Here is a 19438-nt window from a genome sequence, read left to right on the forward strand (position 1 = left end):
ACGATTGGAGATGCGGCTCACACTCCGCAGACCTGACTATTTCGGGAAGTCAACGAGCAAGTGCCAAGGGAAAGGGGACTGTTCCATGGGGGACGTCCTTCGCGACACAGGTGGCGCAAAAAGTAAGCGAATACCGAAGTTCGAGGGACTGCGAGGTGTCCTCGCGCTGGGTGTGGTCGTCTACCACGTCGCGTTCCAGGCCGGAGTGGGCAGCTTCGTCGGTGAGCCGGGCAAACCGTTCTGGGGCGTCCTCGCGGACGGTCTGGGGGTATGCCTCCCTCCGTTCTTCGCTCTGTCCGGAATGATGCTGTACAAGCCCTACGCCCGCGTCACCATCAGCGGGACGAAGCGGCCCGCCACCGGACGGTTCCTCAAGCGCCGGGCCCTGCGCATCCTGCCCGCCTACTACCTGTTGCTGGTCTTCGCGATCCCCGGCTACAACTGGTTCGAGATCGACAGCGTCAGCGACGTCCTGCGGCCCGTGCTGCTCATGCACTTCTACCTGCCCGAGGGGCAGCCGATGCACGGCATCGAGCCCACCTGGACGGTCCCGGCCGAGTTCACGTTCTACCTGGTCCTGCCGCTGATCGCCTGGATCGGCCACCGGCTCGCGCGGGGCGGAAGCACCCCCGCGCAGAAGGCCCGCCGCCTGCTGCTGCCCCTGGCAGCGCTGGAAGTCATGGCGATCTGCTGGGTCACCTACACCAACCTCCCCTCCACCGGCGCGACGATGCAGTGGTACTGGCCGCCCTACTACGCCGGCTGCTTCGCCGCGGGCATGGCGCTGGCCATCTACTCCGCGTACGCCGAGGCGGCGCCCGGGACCCCGGGCTTCTACCGGTTCGTGATCCGGCGCCCGCTGATCTGCTGGGTGCCGCTCATCCCGCTGTACCTCCTCTACGCCACCAAGCCCATCGGCATCCCGGGCATGGGCGACAACGCGGCCCTGGCCCAGGAGCTCGTCGACCACTTCATCCTGACCTCCTTCACGCTGCTGCTCCTGGCGCCGATGACGGTCCCCGGCGCCGAGTCCCGGTTCTCGGACGCGCTCTTCACCAGCAAGCCGATCCTCTTCCTCGGCCAGATTTCCCTCGGCGTCTACCTCTGGCACGAGATCGTGATCAACCTCTGGCTCAGGAACGGCAGCATCTTCGGCAAGTCCCCCGTGCCAACGCCGGAGTTCCGAGGTGACATGGGGTTCTGGGAACTGTTCCTCTTCACGATCTCGATAAGCGTCGTGCTGGCGACCATCAGCTTCTACCTCGTGGAGAAGCCTCTCATCCGGTTCGGCGAACGCGGCGGGCCACCGCGGGGAAACCTTCCTCCCGCCCCCGCCGAGCCGGCTCTGCGGATCCCGGACCAGCGTCGGCCCGACAGTTCCCCGGAGCCGACCGCCGAGCGCACCTGACTCCCCAAGGAGGCCCCCGTGAGCGCACAACTCAAGATCCTCGCGATCAACGGTTCGGAACGTGACGGCAACACCGCCGACGTACTGCGGCACGCGGCACGCATCGCCGAGAACCGCGGCGTCGACTTCGAGGCCGTCGACCTTCGCTCGATCAAGATGGAGCGGTGCGGGCCGTGCGGGGACTGCAACGACAGGCCCGTGGCCTGCACCCTGGCCGACGGGGTGCCCGAGGTCGTGGCGAAGATGATCGCGGCGGACGGGATCATCTTCGCGGCGCCCGTGCACGGCTTCGGCACCGCCAGCCTCATGCAGACCTTCATCGAGCGCGCCGGTGTCGGATATCTGCGCTTCGACCGGCCGCTGAGCAACAAGGTCGCCGGGATCATCTCGGTCGCCCGGCGCTACAGCGCCGGTGAGGTGTGGGCCCAGCTGACCGTCAACGCCCTGCTCAACCGGATGATCCTGGTGGGCAGCGGCTTCCCGGCGACGGTGCACGCGCTGCACCGGGGCGACGCGCTCAAGGACGAGGAGGGCCTCACCAACGTCTCGCGCCTGGTCGAGAGGATGACGGACATGATGGAGCTGCTCGACGAACACCGCCGGCTTTCCGGCCGGCCGGACGCGCTGGCCTCCGGCGAGGTCAACGAGCGGGTCGGCCTCGCCCTCAACGAACTCCAGGCACAGCCGTGAGAGACGACCGGCGGCCCGGTCCCACCGGGACCGGGCCGCCGGGCACCGAAGCGGGCGACGACTTCTGGTCCGCCTACGGGCAGGTGAGCGACGCGTTCTACCGCGGTGACCTCACCGCCGCCGACCACGAACGCTGGCAGAGCGAGCGGCTGACGGCCGTACTGCGCCACGTCACCCTGCGCTCGCCGTTCTACCGCCGCCACCTGGCCGGCGTGGACGTCGAGGCCGTCACCCCCGCGAACCTGGCGGAACTGCCCTTCACCACCAAGGACGACCTGCGGCGGGAGATGCACGACGTCCTGTCGGGTCCGCTGCACGAAGCGCGCATCTACTACGAGACCACCGGAACCACCGGCGCCGCCACCCCGTGCCCGCGCGGCGAGAAGGACATCGCGACCAGCAACATCGCCGTCCGGGAGTCCTGGCGCCGCATGCTGGAGGCCCGGTTCCGGGACCGGATGCCCGTCGTGGGCCTGATGGGGCCGTCGGAACTGTACGCGTTCGGGGACGTGTTCACCGCGGTGGCAGCGGAGCTGGGAGCCTGTCACGTCAAGATCTGGCCCGAGTCCCCCAGGGTCGGGTTCCGCAAGGCGCTGCGGCTGATCGAGGAGCTGGAGGTCGAGGTCATCGTCTGCGCTCCGGCCCTGTGCCTGAGCCTTGCCAAGGCGGCCCTGCACTACGGCTACGACCTGGCCGAACTGCCGGTGAAGCTCTTCCTCACGCTGGGGGAGATCTGCACCCCGCAGTTCGCCGACAACGTGGCGACCCTGTGGCCGCAAGCCGTCGTACGGCCCACCCTCTACGGCTCCCAGGAAGCCCTGTGCATCGCCACCGGCGCGGACACCGGAGCGCTCCACCTCGCCCAGCCCAACTACCTGGTCGAACTGGTCGAACCGGACACCGGCACCGTGGTCGGCGACACGGGTGAGGGCGAACTCGTCCTCACCATGCTGGTGGACGGCATCAAACCACTGATCCGCTACCGCACCGGGGACCTGGTCCGCATCCTTCCGGCGAGCCCCGGGGACCCGCTGCCGGGACCGCGGATCCAGGTCATCGGCCGGGTCGCGGACCGCATCCCCCTGGGCGACGTGACCCTCCAGCCCGCCGAGCTGGAAGCCGCGATCCTCGACGGGGTCGGCGGCTGCCTCGGCTACCAGGTCGTCATCGACCGGCACGACGACGGCAGCGACGCCGTCACCGTGCGCATGGACCTGCTGGCCGGCGCCGACGGGGAACGGCAGGGCATCGGCGAGGCCGTCGCCGCCCGGCTCCGGGAGCGGACCGGCGCGCACGCCGGCATCGTCGTGGACACCGACCTCGACCCCGTGACCCACACCGGCTCCTTCGTCAGCTGGAAGGCCGCGCGCGTCGTCGACAACCGCTCCGGCCCCGACCGGGCGGTACTGACCGCCCGTCAGGTGGCACACCGCTACGCCATCACCACGTGATCCGGAGGACCCAGGATGACCGACCAGTGCACGGTCTCGGCCCCGGTGCGGGTGCGGACACGACGCCTCGATGTGAAGGAGACGGGCTCCCTGCCCGCCTACCGCGCGCTGGCCGAGCACTTCGGCCCCGACGAGGTCTACCTCCTGGAGTCCGCGGCAGGCCCGGCCCGCGACCGCAGGCACCAGTTCGTCGGCTTCGGCGCGCTGCTCTCGCTCTCGGTCACCGACCGGGCGGTGCGCGTCGAGGGCGTACCCGCCCTTCGGGGCCTGCTCCTGGAGCGGGCCGGCGCACTCCTGGAGGACGGCCCCCAGGGGCTGCGGCTGCGTACCGCGGGCGGGTTGTGGTCGCTGCTGCGGGCCATGCGGGACATGTTCGACGCCGAGGGGTCCGCGTCCGGCTTCCGCTTCGGGTTCCTCGGCTTCTTCGGGTACGACACGGCCCGCTACATCGAGGACCTGCCCCACCTCATCGAGACCCGGCCGGACCTGCCCGACGTACGCATGGTCCTGCACCGGGGCAGCGTGGTCACCGATCTCGCCAACGGCCGGAGCGAACTGCTGCTCCACGAGTCCCCGTACTGGCCCGGCCTCGCGGCGGAGACCGTCACCGGCCTCCTCGCCGACGCGGAGCGGTCCTGGCCCGATTCGTCCGTCGACGGCTTCCCCGCCTCGGCGGTCACCGACGACAGCGCCCCCGAGGTGTTCGCGAACGACGTCGAGCGGTGTCTGAAGCACATCGCCGTCGGCGACATCTACCAGGTGCAGATCGGCCACGAGCTCTCCATCCGCTCGTCGGCCGACCCCGCGGACGTCTACCAGCGCCTGCGTCGGCGGAACGCCTCCCCGTACATGTATCTGGCGGGCATCGACGGGCACCGCCTGATCGGCGCCAGCCCCGAGCTGTTCGTACGCATCGAGGACGGCGAGGTCACGATGCGGCCGATCGCGGGCACGGTGCCGCGGTCCGGCCCGGACGGCGGCACCGCCGCGGGAGTCCGGCTGCGGTCGGATCCCAAGGAGATCGCCGAACACACCATGCTGGTGGACCTCTGCCGCAACGACATCGGACGGATCGCCCGGCCGAACACGCTCGACGTACCCGACCAGTTGGACGTGGAGGGCTACTCCCACGTGATGCACCTGGTCTCCACGGTGGTCGGCCGGGCGCGGGTGGACACCGACGCCTTCGACAGCATCGCCGCCCTGTTCCCCGCCGGCACCATGACGGGCGCGCCCAAGATCCGCGCCATGGAGATCATCGAGTCTGTCGAGCGCAGCCGTCGCGGCCTGTACGCCGGGGCGCTCGGCCTCCTCGACGTGGGCGGTTACACCAACCTCGCGCTGTGCATCCGCACCCTGTTCCACCACGAGGGCGTCTACCGCACCCGGGCCTCGGCCGGGATCGTCGCCGATTCCGAACCGGGGGCGGAGTGGACCGAGACGCTGGCCAAGATGAGCGCCACGCACTGGGCGGTCACCGGAGAGGAGTTGCTGTGAGCTTGCGGTCTCCCGACGGATCCGGCGGAGGCGCCGACGCCCCGCGGGTCCTGGTGGTCGACGCCTTCGACAGCTTCGTCGACATCCTGCGCCAGTACCTGATGTCCGCCGGCGCGGAGCCCGTCATGGTGCGGTCGCACCGCATGACCCCGGACGAGATGGGGCTGATGCGACCGGACGCGGTCCTGCTGGGACCGGGCCCCGGCCACCCCGACACCTCCGGGCACGTCGAGATCGTCCAGGCCTTCGCCGGCCGGGTCCCGCTGCTCGGGGTCTGCCTGGGGCATCAGGCCGTCGCCCGCGCCTACGGCGCCGCCACCGTCCCCGCCCGGCATCTCATGCACGGAAAGACGAGCCGGATCACGCACGACGGGCGCGGAGTGTTCACCGGGCTGCCCGCGGGTTTCTCCGCGACCCGCTACCACTCGCTGATCGTGCCGGAGGGCACGGTCCCGCCGTCCCTCGAGGTCACCGCGCGCTCCACGGACGACGGCTACGTGATGGGCCTGCGCCACCGTTCGCTGCCGGTGGAGTCCGTCCAGTTCCATCCGGAGAGCTTCCGCACCGAACACGGAATGCCGATGATCCGCAACTTCCTGGCTTCCGTGCGGTCCTTCACCGCACGGGACTGCGCGGCCGCGCCGGCCGAAGCAGCCTGAGCACGGTCCCCGATCACCTCGGGACGGCCGCTTCGCGCCGCCCCGCTCCCACAATCACGAGGGTGGATTCACTGTGCGTCCCTTCCGTATCGAGATCGCCCAGTCCGACATCGACGACCTGCACCGCCGGATCGACGCGACCCGGTGGCCGTCGGAGATACCCGGATCCGGATGGGACCGCGGAGTACCGCTGTCCTACCTCAAGGAGCTCACCGGGCACTGGCGCCACGGCTACGACTGGCGGGCCGCAGAGGCCGAACTGAACGCGTTCCCCCAGTTCATCACCACGATCGACGGTGCCGACGTGCACTTCCTGCACGTGCGCTCGCCCGAGCCGGACGCCGTCCCGCTGATCCTCACCCACGGCTGGCCCGGCTCGGTCGCCGAATTCCTCGACGTCATCGGACCGCTGAGCGACCCGCGCGCGCACGGCGGCGACCCGGCGGACGCGTTCCACGTGGTCGTCCCCTCCATGCCGGGCTACGGGTTCTCCGGCCCGACGACCGAGCCGGGCTGGGACGTGCGGCGCATCGCACGCGCCTGGGCGGAGCTGATGAACCGCCTCGGCTACGAGCGCTACGTCGCCCAGGGCGGTGACTGGGGCAAGGTCGTCTCGCTGGAGCTTGGGCTGGCCGACCCCGAGCACGTGGCCGGCGTCCACCTGAACATGCTGGTCACCTTCCCACCGCAGGACGACACGGAGGCCATCGGGCGCCTGGACGAGAGCGACCTGGGCAAGCTGGCGCACAGCGGAGAGTTCGCCGACACCGGCATCGGCTGGCAGCGTATCCAGGCCACCCGCCCGCAGACGCTGGCCTACGGCCTCACCGACTCCCCGGTCGGCCAGCTCGCCTGGATTCTCGACAAGTTCCAGGAGTGGAGCGGCGGCAAGAACGTGGAGGAGGCCATCCCGCGCGACCGGCTGCTCACCCACGTGATGATCTACTGGCTGACCGCGACCGCCGGGTCCAGCGCCCAGCTGTACTACGAGTCGGCTCGCGGCATGGCGGACTTCGCCCGCACCTGGGGCGGACCCTGGCCCCTGACCGCCCCCGTCGGCGTCGCGGTGTTCCCGGATGACGCCACCCGGCCGATCCGGTCGTTCGCCGAGCGCATCCTGCCGACCCTGACGCGGTGGACCGAGTTCGACCGCGGCGGGCACTTCGCCGCCATGGAGCAGCCGCAGCTCCTCGTCGAGGACGTCCGGGCGTTCACCCGTCCGCTGCGCTGAGGCACTAGGGAGCACTAGGGCACACACGAAGTGGAGCGCCCGTCGGCCGGAACTCTAGATTGACGTCCCCGGACCGACGGGCCCGATGCGTCGGCTTTCGCCGTCAGGAGACTTCATGCTGGAGAAATGCAGGCGGGACGAGACCTGCCGTGTATGCGGTGCGGACGACTGGACCGAGGTCATCTCGTTCGGTTCGCTACCGCTCGCCAACGGTTTCGTCGACCCGGCCGACGCCGACGAGGCGCAGGACGTCTTCCCGCTCGACGTCATCGTGTGCCGGTCGTGCCGGCTGATGACGCTGCGGCATGTCGTCGACCCCGAGGCGCTGTTCAAGCACTACGTCTACGTCTCCTCCGACTCCGACCAGATCCGCGAGCACATGGCGCACATCGTCGAGCTGGCCACCCGCCGGGCGGGCCTCGCCTCCGGCGACCTGGTCGTGGAGCTGGGCAGCAACGTCGGCACCCAGCTCGCGATGTTCCAGGCTACGGGCATGCGGGTGGCCGGGGTCGACCCGGCGGCCAACCTCGCCGAGATCGCCAACGCGCGGGGCGTCCCCACCGACCCGGACTTCTTCGGCCCCGGCCCCGCAGGCCGCATCGCCTCCGAGCAGGGCCGGGCCAAGGCCGTCATCGGCCGCCAGTGCTTCGCGCACATCGACGACGTACACCGCATCCTGGACGGCGTCGACGCGGTGCTCGACGACGACGGCGTCCTGATCATCGAGGTGCCGTACCTGCTGAACCTGCTGGACGAGAACCAGTTCGACACGATCTACCACGAGCACCTGTCGTACTTCTCCCTGCACACGCTGCGGCACCTCTTCGGCGCGCACGGCCTGCGGATCATCGACGTGGAGCGGGTCGCCGTCCACGGCGGTTCGATCGCCGTCGTCGCCGCACGCGAGTCGGCCGCGCGGACCCCGGAGCCGTCGGTCGCCGCGCTGCTCGGCCTGGAGGAGGAGCGCGGACTGCTGACCGAGGCCCCCTACCGGGCCTTCGCCGAGCGGGTGACGCACGTGACCGAGGCGGTCCGCACGCTCGTCCGCGGCCTGGCGGCGGACGGCCACCGCGTGGCCGGCTACGGGGCACCGTCCAAGGGCACCCAGCTGCTGATGGCCTGCGGTCTGACCGCTGACGACATCACCGTCTGCGGCGACACCACGCCCCTCAAGCACGGCAAGCTGTTGCCGGGGAACCGCATCCCCGTCCTTCCGCCGGACGAGGTCGCCGCCACCGAACCGGACTACTACCTCCTCCTCGCCTGGAACTACACCGACGAGGTCGTCCGCAAGGAGCACCGCTTCCTCGAGGCGGGAGGGAAGTTCATCGTTCCCATCCCGGAGCCCAGGATCATCTCCGCCCAGTCAGCGAAGGAGCTCGTCTGATGGAGTACGGCCCCGAGCACGCGAAGTTCTACGACCTCGTGTTCCGCAGCCGCGGCAAGGACTTCGACCTGGAGGCCCGCGGGCTCACCGAGCTGATCCTCGCCGCCCGCCCCGACGCCGTATCGCTCCTGGACGTGGCCTGCGGCACCGGCGCCCACCTGGAGACGCTCGCCACGCTCTTCGGCCACGTGGAGGGCCTGGAGTACGCGCCCGCGATGCTGGAGCAGGCGGCCGGCCGGCTACCCGGCGTCCCGCTGCACGCCGGTGACATGCGCTCGTTCGACCTGGGCCGCACCTTCGACGCGGTCACCTGCATGGGCAACGCGCTCGGCGAGATGGGATCCGTCACCGAGCTCAAGGCCGCGGTGTCGGCCATGGCCCAGCACCTGAACCCCGGCGGTGTCCTCGTCGCCGAGCCCTGGTACTTCCCCGAGAACTTCCTCGACGGGCATGTCGGCGGCCATCTGCACCGTGAGGAGGGCCGCGTCATCACGCGGATGACGCACTCCGTGCGCCAGGGCGACAAGTCACGTCTGGAGGTCCGGTTCCGGGTCGCCGACGCCACCGGATTCAGCGAGTTCTCCGAGGTCCTGACCTCCAGCCTCTTCACCCGCGAGCAGTACGCCGACGCCTTCGAGTCGGCGGGCCTCTCGGTGAGGTTCGTGCCGGGCTTCCGGCTGGCCGACGGCCGGCCCAACAGCCCCGGCCTCTTCGTCGGCGTGCGCACGGCATGAGCGGCGGCCCGGTGCGTCTTGAATCCCTGCCCACGCCCTACTTCAGCGAACCGCTGCACGTCGGACGCCCGAACGTGGGCTCCCGCGACCGGTTGATCGAACGGATCGACGGAGCGCTGGAGCGGCTGTGGTTCACCAATGACGGCCCCCTGGTCCGGGAGTTCGAGGCCCGCGTGGCCGAGGTCACTGAGGTCAGGCACTGCGTCGCCGTGTCGAACGCCACCACCGGCATCCAGGTCGCCGCGAAGGCCCTGGGCATCGGCCCGGGGGACGAGGTGATCGTCCCCTCCTTCACCTGGGTCGCCACCGCCCACGCGCTGGACTGGATCGGTGCGGTGCCCGTCTTCTGCGAACTGGACGAGGAGACCGGCACCGCCGACGTGGCGCACGTGGAACGGCTGATCGGCCCCCGCACCCGCGCCATCCTGGACGTGCACGTCTTCGGCAGGCCCGCCCGGATCGACGAGCTGACCAAGCTGGCCGAAGAACACGGGCTGCCGCTGCTCTTCGACGCCGCCCACGCCTTCGGCTGCACCTACCGGTCCAAACCGATCGGCGGATTCGGCACGGCGGAGATATTCAGCTTCCAGGCGACGAAGTTCGTGAACAGCTTCGAGGGCGGTGCGATCGTCACCGATGACGACGCGCTGGCCGACCGGCTCCGGGCCATGCGCCACCAGGGCCTCAACGCCGCGCACGAGATCACCGGCAGCGGAACGGTCGCCCGGATGCACGAGATCAGCGCGGCCATGGGCCTCACCTCCCTGGAGTCGGCCGACCACTTCACCGAGGTCAACCGGCGCAACTACCGGCTGTACGAGGAGTACCTGGACGGGCTGCCGGGCGTCCAAGTCCGCCCGCAGGAGCAGGGCGAGCTGTCGAACTGCCAGTACGTCGTCATCGAGGTGGACGCCGACCGGGCCGGACTGCACCGCGACGAGCTCCAGGAGGTGCTCAAGCGGCACAACGTGCTGGCCCGCGCCTACTTCAGCCCCGGCTGCCACAGTTGCGAGCCCTACCGGTCCGACCCCGCGCGCCACGCGCCCGATCCGCTCCCGAAGGTGGAGGCGCTCACCGAGCGGGTCCTCTCACTGCCCACCGGCACGGCCGTGGGGCCCGAGGAGGTACGGGGGGTCTGCCGCATCGTCCGCGCGGCCGTCGACGGGAGCACGGTGCCGTAGAGAAACGACAGCACAGAAGAAGATGCAGGCGGCAGCCATTCGAGGTGATCCTTTCAGGGAGTGATCAACCCCTCCTCGAAATGGAGTATCCGCATGTCGTTACGTCACATGTCCCGCCGTGCCTCCAGGGTCGGCGTCGTGGCTGTCGCCTCCATCGGCCTGGCCGCCGCCGCCCAGTCCGTGGCCTTCGCCGCGCCCTCCTTCTCGGTCAGCCCCGCCTCGGGCCTGAGCGACGGACAGAGCGTCTCGGTGTCGGTCAGCGGTGCGGCCGCGGGCGAGACCTACTACATCGCCCAGTGCGCGCCGGTCGGTGGCCAGGACGCGTGCAACCCGGCGACCGCCACCTCCTTCACCACGGACGCGTCCGGAGCGGCGTCGTTCAGCTTCGTCGTGCGCAAGGCGTACACGGGCAGCACGCCCACAGGCACGCCGGTCGGCAACGTCGACTGCGCCACCGACGCGTGCAACCTCGGCGCCGGCAACTCCGGTCTCGACCTCGGCCACGTGGCTCTGACCTTCGGCTGACCGAACCGTGGCCCCCGGTTCCGCGGACCGGGGACCTGCGTGCTGCCGGGGCGGGTCGCACCCGCCCCGGCAGCACATTTCGCGGCCTGACGCCCCTGCCGTACCTCCCCCGGTGTCCCGGCAGGCGTGCGTCAGGCCGCGATCTCGATCTGCACGTGGTCGCCGACGACCAGGCGGTGCCGGGCCTCGCCCCGGGCCCCGGGTGCGACCCGGGCGCCCCGTCCGATCAGCGAGCCGTGCAGCCCTGCCACCGCGAGGATCGAGGCGTCGTCCAGGACGATGGAGTCGGAGAGCCGGGACGCCCGCACCGTGCAGTGCCGGCCGATGGAGGCGTACGGCCCGATCTGGCTGTCCTCGACGACCGTCCCCGCCCCGATCACCGCGGGCCCCACGATCCGCGAACGTGTCACGCGGGCGCCCTCCTCGACGACCACACCGCCCACCAGTTCGCTGTCCGGGCCCACCTCGCCCGCCACCCGGCGGGCCAGCCGGCCGAGCATCCGGCGGTTGCACTCCACGACGTCCTCGACCCGGCCGGTGTCCTTCCAGTAGTCCGTGTAGCGGCCGGCCTCGACCCGCGAGCCGTGCTCCAGGAGCCACTGGATCGCGTCGGTGATCTCCAGCTCCCCGCGGGCGCTCGGCCTGATCGCGTCGACGGCGCGGTGCACGTCGGCGGTGAAGAAGTACACGCCGATCGCCGCCAGGTCGCTGCGCGGTTCACGGGGCTTCTCCACCAGGCGCAGCACCTGTCCCTGGGCGTCCAGCTCGATCACGCCGAAGGCCCGGGGGTCGGGCACCTGGCGCACGACGATCCGCGCGGCGGGGCGGGCCCGGAGGAACTCCCGGGCCTGTGCGGACAGGTCCCCGTCGAGCATGATGTCGCCCAGGTACAGGACGAAGTCGTCCTCGTCGAGGAACTCACGGGCCAGTTTCACGCAGTGCGCGATGCCCAGGGGCTGCTCCTGGCATATGTAGGTGATGCGCAGACCGAAACGGCTGCCGTCCCCGATCGCCTCAATTATTTCCTGAGCCCAGTCGCCGACGACAATACCGACCTCTTTGATATCGAGGTCGCGAATATTCTCCAGAACGTATTCCAGGACCGGCTTCCCGGCGATCGGAACAAGCTGCTTCGGCATGGCGTAACTGATCGGGCGCAGGCGGGTCCCCGAACCGCCCGACAGTACAAGTGCCTTCATTGTGTTCCGCCCTTCAGCGCAATCACTGAAATTCCACGTCACTGTAGACCGGACCGCGTGGTACACGCTTCTCGCAGAATGCCCACGACTTCGCAATCCCGGAGATGCGGCGGCCCCTCGGCGGGCCGGAGGATTCCAGCGAATGTGAGATGCCCGCTTCCCGATGCGCGAGAAGGAGACTCCGTGGACGTGTCAGCGCAGTACGACGTCATCGTGGTGGGCGGTGGCCCGGCGGGCTCGACCGTGTCCACGCTGGTCCGCAAGAGGGGCCACCGGGTGCTCCAGCTGGAGAAGGAGACCTTCCCGCGCTACCAGATCGGCGAGTCCCTCCTGCCCGCCACCGTCCACGGCATCGCGCACCTCCTCGACGTCTCCGACGAGCTGAAGAGGGCCTCCTTCACGATCAAGCACGGCGGGACGTTCAAGTGGGGTGCCAACCCTGAGCCCTGGACGTTCGACTTCGCCGTCTCTCGCCGGATGCCCGGCGCGACGGGGTACGCCTACCAGGTCGAACGCATGAAGTTCGACAAGATCCTCCTCGACAACGCCCGCAAGCACGGTGTGGAGGTACGGGAGAAGAGCGACGTCCTCGACGTACTCAAGGCCGAGGGCGGCCGGGTGCGGGGGGTGCGCTACCGGGACGCCGAGGGTCGCGAGCACGAGGTGAGCGCCCGCTTCGTCGTGGACGCCTCCGGCAACACCGGCGGGCTGTACAAGAAGTCCGGCTCCAAGCGCGAGTACTCGCCCTTCTTCCGCAACCTCGCCCTGTTCGGCTACTTCAACGGCGGCAAGCGGCTGCCCAAGCCGAACTCCGGGAACATCTTCACCTGCGCCTTCGAGCACGGCTGGTTCTGGTACATCCCCCTGACCCCCGACCTGACCAGCGTCGGCGCGGTGGTGAACCGGGACTCGGCGAGCCTGGTGCAGGGCGACCCCGAGAAGGCGATGGAGTCGTTCATCGCGGCCTGCCCGCTGATCGCGGAGAAGCTCTCCGAGGCCACCCGGGTGACCGAGGGCCCCTACGGCGAGCTGCGGGTCCGCAAGGACTGGTCGTACAGCAACACGAAGTTCTGGGCGCCGGGCATGGCGCTGATCGGGGACGCCGCGTGCTTCGTCGACCCGGTGTTCTCCTCCGGGGTCCACCTCGCCACCTACAGCGGGCTGCTGGCCGCGCGCTCGCTCAACTCCTGCCTGGACGGGACTGTCGACGAGACCACCGCGTTCGAGGAGTTCGAGGCCCGCTACCGGCTGGAGTACAGCCGCTTCTACGAGTTCCTCGTCGGCTTCTACGACATGCACCATTCGGAGGACTCCTATTTCTGGCAGGCCCGAAAGATCTCCAACACCGCGGACTCCGACCTGGAGTCGTTCGTCGAACTGATCGGCGGGGTCTCCTCCGACGAGTTCGCCGATGCGGCGCGGGCCAGACAGCGGTTCTCCGAGGCGTCGGACGAGATGGCCGGCATGACGCACACCGCCGCGGACGACGCCGACGGGCCGCACGGCGCCGTGCCGGGGAAGGTGGTCGGCCGGCTCATGGAGCAGGGCGCCGCCCTGCAGGCGCGGGCTCTGCTCGGCGACGAGGCGGGGGCCGAACGACCGGTCAGGCGGGGGGGTCTGGCCGCGTCGACGGACGGACTGGGCTGGGTTCCCCATGCACGGTCCTGACGGGGCGGCGCTCGCCGCCGCGTCGCCGCTGGGCGGGGAGCCGTTGACCGTCTTCCTGCTCCAGGTAGGCGTACTCCTCGTCTGCGCCTACGGCCTGGGGCGGCTGGGCGCCCGGGTCGGCCTGCCGCCCCTGGTGGGGGAGCTGACCGCGGGGGTGCTGCTGGGGCCGACCCTGCTGGGGCAGATCGCGCCGGGGCTCTCCGGCCGGCTGTTTCCCGCGGACATGTCGCAGGCGCACCTGCTCGACGCGTTCTGCCAGTTCGGCATCCTGCTGCTGGTGGCCATCGCCGGGGCCCAGTTCGACCCCCTGATCCTGCGCAGGCGCGGCGGTCTGGCCGCCCGGGTGAGCCTGGCCGGTCTCCTGGTGCCGCTGGGGCTGGGGATCGCCACCGGGTACCTGGTGCCGGTCTCGCTGCTCACGGACTCCGGGGAACGGGGCGTCTTCGCGCTGTTCCTCGGGGTCGCCATGTGCGTCACCGCTCTCCCGGTGATCGCCAAGACGCTCGCTGACCTGAACCTCACGCACCGCAACGTCGGCCAGTTGCTCATCGCGGCCGCCGTGTTCGACGACGCGGTGGGCTGGCTGATGCTCGCTCTGGTGACGGCGTTGGCCAGCGGAGGGGCCGGCGGGCCCGTGGTCCTGACCACGATGGCCTGGACCGCCGTGTTCATCGCCGCGGCGTGCGCGGTGGGCGGCCCGATCGGTAGGCGGATATCCCGTACCGGGAGCAGCCGGGTCCCGGTATCGGCCATCACGGTCGGCGTGGCCGTCGTCGTCCTGTACGGGGCACTGACCGCGGCGGCCGGGATGGAAGCGCTGTTCGGGGCGTTCGTGGCCGGGGCCACCCTGCTCCGGCACATCGACCCGGCGCGCCTCGCTCCGCTGCGCACTCTGGTCATGGCCGTGTTCGCCCCGGTGTTCCTGGGCAGTGTGGGGCTGCGCATGGACCTGACAGCGCTCGCGGAGCCGTCGGTCCTCCTCACCGGCGTCGTCGTCCTGTTCGTGGCCACGCTCGGCAAGTTCGCCGGCGCGTACGTCGCCGCCCGCAGCGGCGGGATGAGCCGGTACGAGGGGCTGGCGCTCGGGGCGGGGATGAACTCCCGCGGGATGATCGAGGTGGTGATCGCCCTGGTCGGGCTGCGCATCGGCGTACTGGACACCGTCACCTTCACGATCATCGTGCTGATCGCCCTCATCACCTCGGTGTCAGCGCCGCCCATCCTGCGCTGGGCGAGCAGCCGGATCGCTTTCGACAGCGAGGAGCAGGAGCGGGAGGAGCGGCTGGCCGGCTGGAGCACCGAGCCCGCCTTCTCCGGTGGGCCGACGCCCAAGTCAGCACGGCAGGAGAAGACCGTGGACACCTCCTGAGTGCAGGCTAGGTGGTTACCGTTCCGCCGGTCCGTCCGGCGGAACGGTGACTCATGTACGGAACCAGGAGGAGAACTCTGTGAGCGTCACCGACCCCACCCCCGGCGCGGACACCGCATCCGGTCCGGGAGACGGCATCCGTATCGCGGGCGCGCGGATCCACAATCTCAAGGATGTCTCACTGACGATTCCCCGCAACCAGATCACGGTCTTCACGGGGGTCTCGGGTTCGGGCAAGTCGTCGATCGTCTTCGACACGGTGGCCGTGGAGGCCCAGCGGCAGCTGAACTCCACCTTCAGCTGGTACATCCGCAACCAGCTCCCGAAGTACGAACGTCCGCAGGCCGAGACGATCGAGAACCTCACCACGCCGGTGATCGTCGACCAGAAGCCGGTGGGGGGCAACGCCCGGTCCACGGTGGGCACCATGACCGACGTGCAGCCTATGATCCGGGCCCTGTTCGCCCGGTTCGGCACGACGAAGGACAAGAACCCGTCCTCGCTCGGCGTCTCCGCGTTCTCGTTCAACGACCCCCAGGGCATGTGCCCGGACTGTGACGGTCTCGGCCAGAGCATCGCCCTCGACCTGGACAAGATGCTGGACCGCTCGAAGTCCCTGGACGACGGGGCGGTCCTTTTCCCCGAGTACAAGGTGGGCAGCCCGGACTGGCAGATCTGGGCGAAGTCCGGCCGTCTGGATCCGGCCAAGCCGATCGCCGAGTACAGCGCCGAGGAGCTGGACACGCTTCTGCGCGGCACCGGCGGGAAGGTGACGCTGAAGACCAAGAGCACCGAGTTCCAGACGAACTACGAGGGGCTGGCCGACCGCTTCGAGCGGCTCAACCTCAAGCGCGACCTCAGCGCCCTGAGTGATCGCAAGCGCGAGGTCATCGAACGTTTCGTCACCGACGGCGTCTGTCCCTCCTGCCGGGGCGCGCGGCTCAACGCCGCCGCGCTCGACGTCCGGATCGACGGCAAGAACATCGCCGACTACTCGAGCATGGAGGTCCGCGACCTCACGGAGGTGCTCACCGGCGTCACGGAGCCGGCCGCCGCCCCTCTCGCGAAGGCCGCGCGCACGGCCCTGGAGCGGATCGTGTCCATCGGGCTCGGCTACCTGACCCTGGACAGGCCCACGGCCGACCTCTCGGGGGGCGAGGGGCAGCGGCTGAAGATGGTGCGCCACCTCGGCAGTGGTCTGGCCGGGCTCACGTACATCTTCGACGAGCCCAGCATCGGCCTGCACCCGCGCGACGTGGGGCGGCTCAACGAGCTGCTGCGCGCGCTGCGCGACAAGGGGAACACCGTGCTGGTCGTCGAGCACGACCCCGATGTGATCGAGATCGCCGACCACATCGTCGACGTCGGCCCCGGGGCCGGGGTGCACGGGGGCGAGATCGTGTTCGAGGGGTCCTTCGCGGAGCTGCGGAAGGCGAAGACCCGGACCGGCGAGGCGCTGCGGCGCGGGGCACACGTGAAGGAGGAGGTCCGCCCGCCCACGGGGGAGCTGACCGTGGAGAACGCGGATCTGCACAACCTGAAGCAGGTCTCCGTGGCCGTGCCCACCGGGGTGCTGACCGCGGTGACCGGGGTGGCGGGTTCCGGCAAGAGCAGCCTGATCTCCGGGGCCTTCATGGCGGCGCACCCCGACGCCGTCTTCGTCGACCAGTCCGCGATCGCCGCCTCTTCGCGCTCCACACCGGTCTCCTACCTCGGCCTGATGGACCCGCTGCGCAAGCTGTTCGCGAAGGAGACCGGCGCGAACGCCTCGCTGTTCAGCTTCAACTCCAAGGGTTCGTGCGAGGAGTGCCAGGGCCGCGGGGTCATCATCACCGAGCTCGCCTTCATGGACCCGGTGACCACGCACTGCGGTGTCTGTGAGGGGCGCCGCTTCAAGTCCGAGGTCCTGGAGCACCAGCTTCGCGGCAAGTCCATCGCGGACGTCCTGGAGCTGCCCGCCGACGAGGCCGTCGAGTTCTTCACCGAGAAGGCCCTGCTGCCGAAACTGCGTGCTCTCGTTGATGTCGGTCTTGGATACCTCAGCCTGGGCCAACCACTTTCCAGCCTCTCCGGCGGTGAACTGCAGCGCATCAAACTTGCTGACCAGCTGCACCGCACGGGCACGGTCTACGTCCTGGACGAGCCCACCACCGGGCTGCACATGTCCGACGTGGACACCCTGCTGGCACTCTTGGACGGTCTCGTCGAGGCGGGCAACACCGTCGTGGTCATCGAGCACAACCTCGATGTGGTGCAGCAGGCCGACTGGATCATCGACCTGGGCCCCGATGGCGGACGGGAAGGCGGCGAGGTCGTCTTCACCGGCACGCCGAAGGACCTGCTCGCCGCAGATTCGTCCCTCACCGGCGAGTACCTGCGCCGCCACCTGAAGGCGCAGGCCGGCTGACCGGACGCCTGACGGTCGTCCGAAGGGCGCGTGCTCTTCGGACGACCGCCCTTGGTTGGGGCCGCTCCCCCCTCTTTCCCCCCCGGAGGGCTCAGACGCCCGAGGGGGCCCCGGACCGGGACCGCGCGTTATAGGCGTCGAGCAGTTGCTGGGCCGCCACACCGGCCTCCGCGAATGCCTTCCCGGGGTCTGCTCCGTTGCGCAGGACCTCGTCCATCGCTCCGGTGATGACCTCGTTGACGGCCGCGAAGTCGCCGAGGAGCGCGCCGAGCGCCGCCGGTGAACGGTCAGATGCCTTCAACTGCTCCCCGGCCACCCGCTGCTGCGGCCGGCGGTCGAACCACCCCGACGCCTCCAGCAGTTCCCGGGCCGCGACGGTCACCGGTACGAAACCGTTGGTGCGGTGCCAGTCCGCGGCGTTGGCCGGACTGATCAGGTACTGGGTGAGGGCTAGCAGTCCGTCCTGCGTGGCCTCGTCGAGTCCCGCGGCGAGCCACAGGGAGTCCCCCGAGACAGGCTGCCCCGCGACAGGGGCCTTGGCGTTCCTCGGCAACGGGAACACCGCGACCTCGAAGCCCGCCTGTGCGCCGGCCTGGATGAGTTCCCGGGCGGCCTTGGAGGAGTCGAAGGTGAAGGCGACCTTCTGCTGGACGAAGGCCTCGAACGCCCCGCCCCAGTCCGAGGGCCCGCCCGTGTAGAGGTAGTGGCCGCGCTCGTGGAGGTGCGTCCACCAGCGGACCCAGTCGAGCATTTCGTCCGATGTGACGTCCACAGTCCCGGCGCGGGCGGACCGGCCGTTGTCCTGATCGGTCAGCAGCCCGTTCTGGAGGGCGAGGGCCTGCTGGAACACCCAGCCGTCGTTGGCCCAGGTGATCCCGTGACCGGGGGCGCCCTTGATGCGGGCCACGGCCTCGCAGGCCGCTTCGGTCTCGTCCCAGGTACGGGGCAGCTCCGGGACACCGGCCCGCTCCAGGAGGGAGGCGTTGGCGTAGCAGAGCATGGTGGTGACCGTGAGCGGCAGTGACACCAACTCGCCCCCGAACGAGTAGGAGTCGCGCACCGTAGGGTCGAGGTCGTCCACGACCACCGGGTGCCCCAGTATCTCCGTACGGCCGGCGAGCGCGGCCCCGACCGAGGTGAAGACCGGTGTCCCGTCGGGCCTGCGGGCGTCGCGCGCCAACTGGCTGTCGGTGGTGTAGTAGCCCGCGATGTGCGGGGGCCTGCCCTCGGCCGCGGCGCGGGCCACCTGATCGGGCATGGTCCAGAAGTCGTGGCCGGTGATGTCGACTCGGTACCGGGGATGGGAACGCTCGAACTCGGCCGCCCTCTCGCGCAGCGGAGCGAGGAAGTCCCGCCCGTCATAGGTGGGGAACGGGTAGTTCGCCAGCCACACGTCCAGGACGATCCGCTCCTCCTGCGGCTGCTCCGGGATCTGGCCGTTCTTCGCTTCTGGAGCCTGCAAGGTCTGCCTCCTGAGGATCAGCGGACGCTGGATAGGGGTCGGGGGACATCGTCGATTCCCGGCCGTTGTCGGGGCATCTCCTGCTATGCGCAATCCGGCCCCTTCTTTCAGAGCCGCCACAAGCCTCCCTGAGGCCCCGAAGCGCCTCCCGTGAGGGGAAACCGCAACAGGAGAGCAAAAGGGCCGTAGAGCGCGCCCTGGGGGGCTTGGGGGGCGCTTCGATCACGAAGGAAGTCACCGCCACTCAACCTGGCGAGGGCTCCGGCACCCGGTGAGCACCGCCGCTTCCCCCCAGGGACTTGGTCCCTCCTTGGTCCCTGCGTTTAGTCCCTGCCATCACCGCAGGTCAGAAGGGGTATGCCCCCTCGAAAAGGGACTGAAGGGACTCAACTTCCTAATTATAAGCTCACTACGTACGCGCGCATGCGTGTGCGCGCATATCGTCATACTGCTTTCTTCTACTCAGCTCATAATGGGGAAGTTGAGTCCCTTCAGTCCCTTTTTCACCTCCCAAACATGCTCTGACCTGCACTGATGGGCAGGGACTAAACGCAGGGACCAAAAGCCCCT

At 69.8% G+C, this 19438-nt stretch carries 15 protein-coding genes; 13 read left to right on the forward strand and 2 right to left on the reverse strand.

Annotated elements, in window-relative coordinates; all coding sequences use genetic code 11:
- The first annotated feature begins 85 nt into the window (after positions 1 to 85).
- The 10 genes from RNL97_RS00780 (at position 86) to RNL97_RS00825 (ending at position 10763) form a co-directional block, all read left to right on the forward strand.
- A complete protein-coding gene (locus RNL97_RS00780) occupies positions 86 to 1408 on the forward strand; it encodes an acyltransferase family protein (RefSeq protein ID WP_243316624.1) in 1323 nt (440 codons plus the stop codon).
- 18 nt (positions 1409 to 1426) lie between these two features.
- Complete coding sequence (gene sgcG, locus RNL97_RS00785) at positions 1427 to 2098, forward strand: 2-amino-4-deoxychorismate dehydrogenase SgcG (RefSeq protein WP_030592581.1); 672 nt, start codon at positions 1427 to 1429, stop codon at positions 2096 to 2098.
- Complete coding sequence (locus tag RNL97_RS00790; protein WP_030592578.1) at positions 2095 to 3549, forward strand: phenylacetate--CoA ligase family protein; 1455 nt, start codon at positions 2095 to 2097, stop codon at positions 3547 to 3549. Before sgcG ends, RNL97_RS00790 begins: the two co-directional genes overlap by 4 nt.
- A gap of 15 nt (positions 3550 to 3564) precedes the next feature.
- A complete protein-coding gene (sgcD, locus tag RNL97_RS00795) occupies positions 3565 to 5046 on the forward strand; it encodes a 2-amino-4-deoxychorismate synthase SgcD (RefSeq protein WP_313750226.1) in 1482 nt (493 codons plus the stop codon).
- Complete coding sequence (locus RNL97_RS00800; RefSeq protein WP_030592571.1) at positions 5043 to 5705, forward strand: anthranilate synthase component II; 663 nt, start codon at positions 5043 to 5045, stop codon at positions 5703 to 5705. The genes sgcD and RNL97_RS00800 overlap by 4 nt, the downstream gene beginning before the upstream one ends.
- A 73-nt stretch (positions 5706 to 5778) precedes the next feature.
- Entirely contained in the window at positions 5779 to 6936 is a 1158-nt protein-coding gene (locus RNL97_RS00805) for an epoxide hydrolase family protein (RefSeq protein ID WP_030592568.1), read from the forward strand.
- Positions 6937 to 7051: 115 nt separating this feature from the next.
- Positions 7052 to 8323 (forward strand): class I SAM-dependent methyltransferase, encoded by a 1272-nt coding sequence (locus tag RNL97_RS00810; RefSeq protein WP_243316626.1) that lies wholly within the window; start codon positions 7052 to 7054, stop codon positions 8321 to 8323.
- Positions 8323 to 9057: a class I SAM-dependent methyltransferase gene (locus tag RNL97_RS00815; RefSeq protein WP_313750227.1), complete on the forward strand. Its 735-nt coding sequence runs from the start codon at positions 8323 to 8325 to the stop codon at positions 9055 to 9057. The genes RNL97_RS00810 and RNL97_RS00815 overlap by 1 nt, the downstream gene beginning before the upstream one ends.
- Before the next feature lie 11 nt (positions 9058 to 9068).
- Positions 9069 to 10238 (forward strand): DegT/DnrJ/EryC1/StrS family aminotransferase, encoded by a 1170-nt coding sequence (locus RNL97_RS00820; protein ID WP_030592560.1) that lies wholly within the window; start codon positions 9069 to 9071, stop codon positions 10236 to 10238.
- A gap of 93 nt (positions 10239 to 10331) precedes the next feature.
- Positions 10332 to 10763 carry an enediyne antibiotic chromoprotein gene (locus tag RNL97_RS00825; RefSeq protein ID WP_030592557.1) on the forward strand — a complete coding sequence of 144 codons (432 nt, stop codon included), beginning with the start codon at positions 10332 to 10334 and terminating at the stop codon, positions 10761 to 10763.
- Between the two features lie 131 nt (positions 10764 to 10894).
- Here RNL97_RS00825 and RNL97_RS00830 read toward each other — a convergent pair whose 3' ends face one another.
- Positions 10895 to 11962 (reverse strand): glucose-1-phosphate thymidylyltransferase, encoded by a 1068-nt coding sequence (locus tag RNL97_RS00830; protein WP_030592554.1) that lies wholly within the window; start codon positions 11960 to 11962, stop codon positions 10895 to 10897.
- Positions 11963 to 12145: 183 nt separating this feature from the next.
- Here RNL97_RS00830 and RNL97_RS00835 point away from each other — a divergent pair, with 183 nt between their 5' ends.
- The 3 genes from RNL97_RS00835 (at position 12146) to RNL97_RS00845 (ending at position 17406) form a co-directional block, all read left to right on the forward strand.
- Positions 12146 to 13630 (forward strand): tryptophan 7-halogenase, encoded by a 1485-nt coding sequence (locus RNL97_RS00835; RefSeq protein WP_199814261.1) that lies wholly within the window; start codon positions 12146 to 12148, stop codon positions 13628 to 13630.
- Positions 13617 to 14999 (forward strand): cation:proton antiporter, encoded by a 1383-nt coding sequence (locus RNL97_RS00840; protein WP_030592548.1) that lies wholly within the window; start codon positions 13617 to 13619, stop codon positions 14997 to 14999. Before RNL97_RS00835 ends, RNL97_RS00840 begins: the two co-directional genes overlap by 14 nt.
- A gap of 79 nt (positions 15000 to 15078) precedes the next feature.
- Positions 15079 to 17406: an excinuclease ABC subunit UvrA gene (locus tag RNL97_RS00845; protein ID WP_313750228.1), complete on the forward strand. Its 2328-nt coding sequence runs from the start codon at positions 15079 to 15081 to the stop codon at positions 17404 to 17406.
- Between the two features lie 91 nt (positions 17407 to 17497).
- Here RNL97_RS00845 and RNL97_RS00850 read toward each other — a convergent pair whose 3' ends face one another.
- A complete protein-coding gene (locus RNL97_RS00850) occupies positions 17498 to 18868 on the reverse strand; it encodes an extracellular solute-binding protein (protein WP_050500225.1) in 1371 nt (456 codons plus the stop codon).
- Positions 18869 to 19438 lie beyond the last annotated feature (570 nt).

The sequence above is a fragment of the Streptomyces parvus genome (genome assembly GCF_032121415.1).
GTDB classification, from domain to species: Bacteria; Actinomycetota; Actinomycetes; order Streptomycetales; family Streptomycetaceae; genus Streptomyces; species Streptomyces globisporus_A.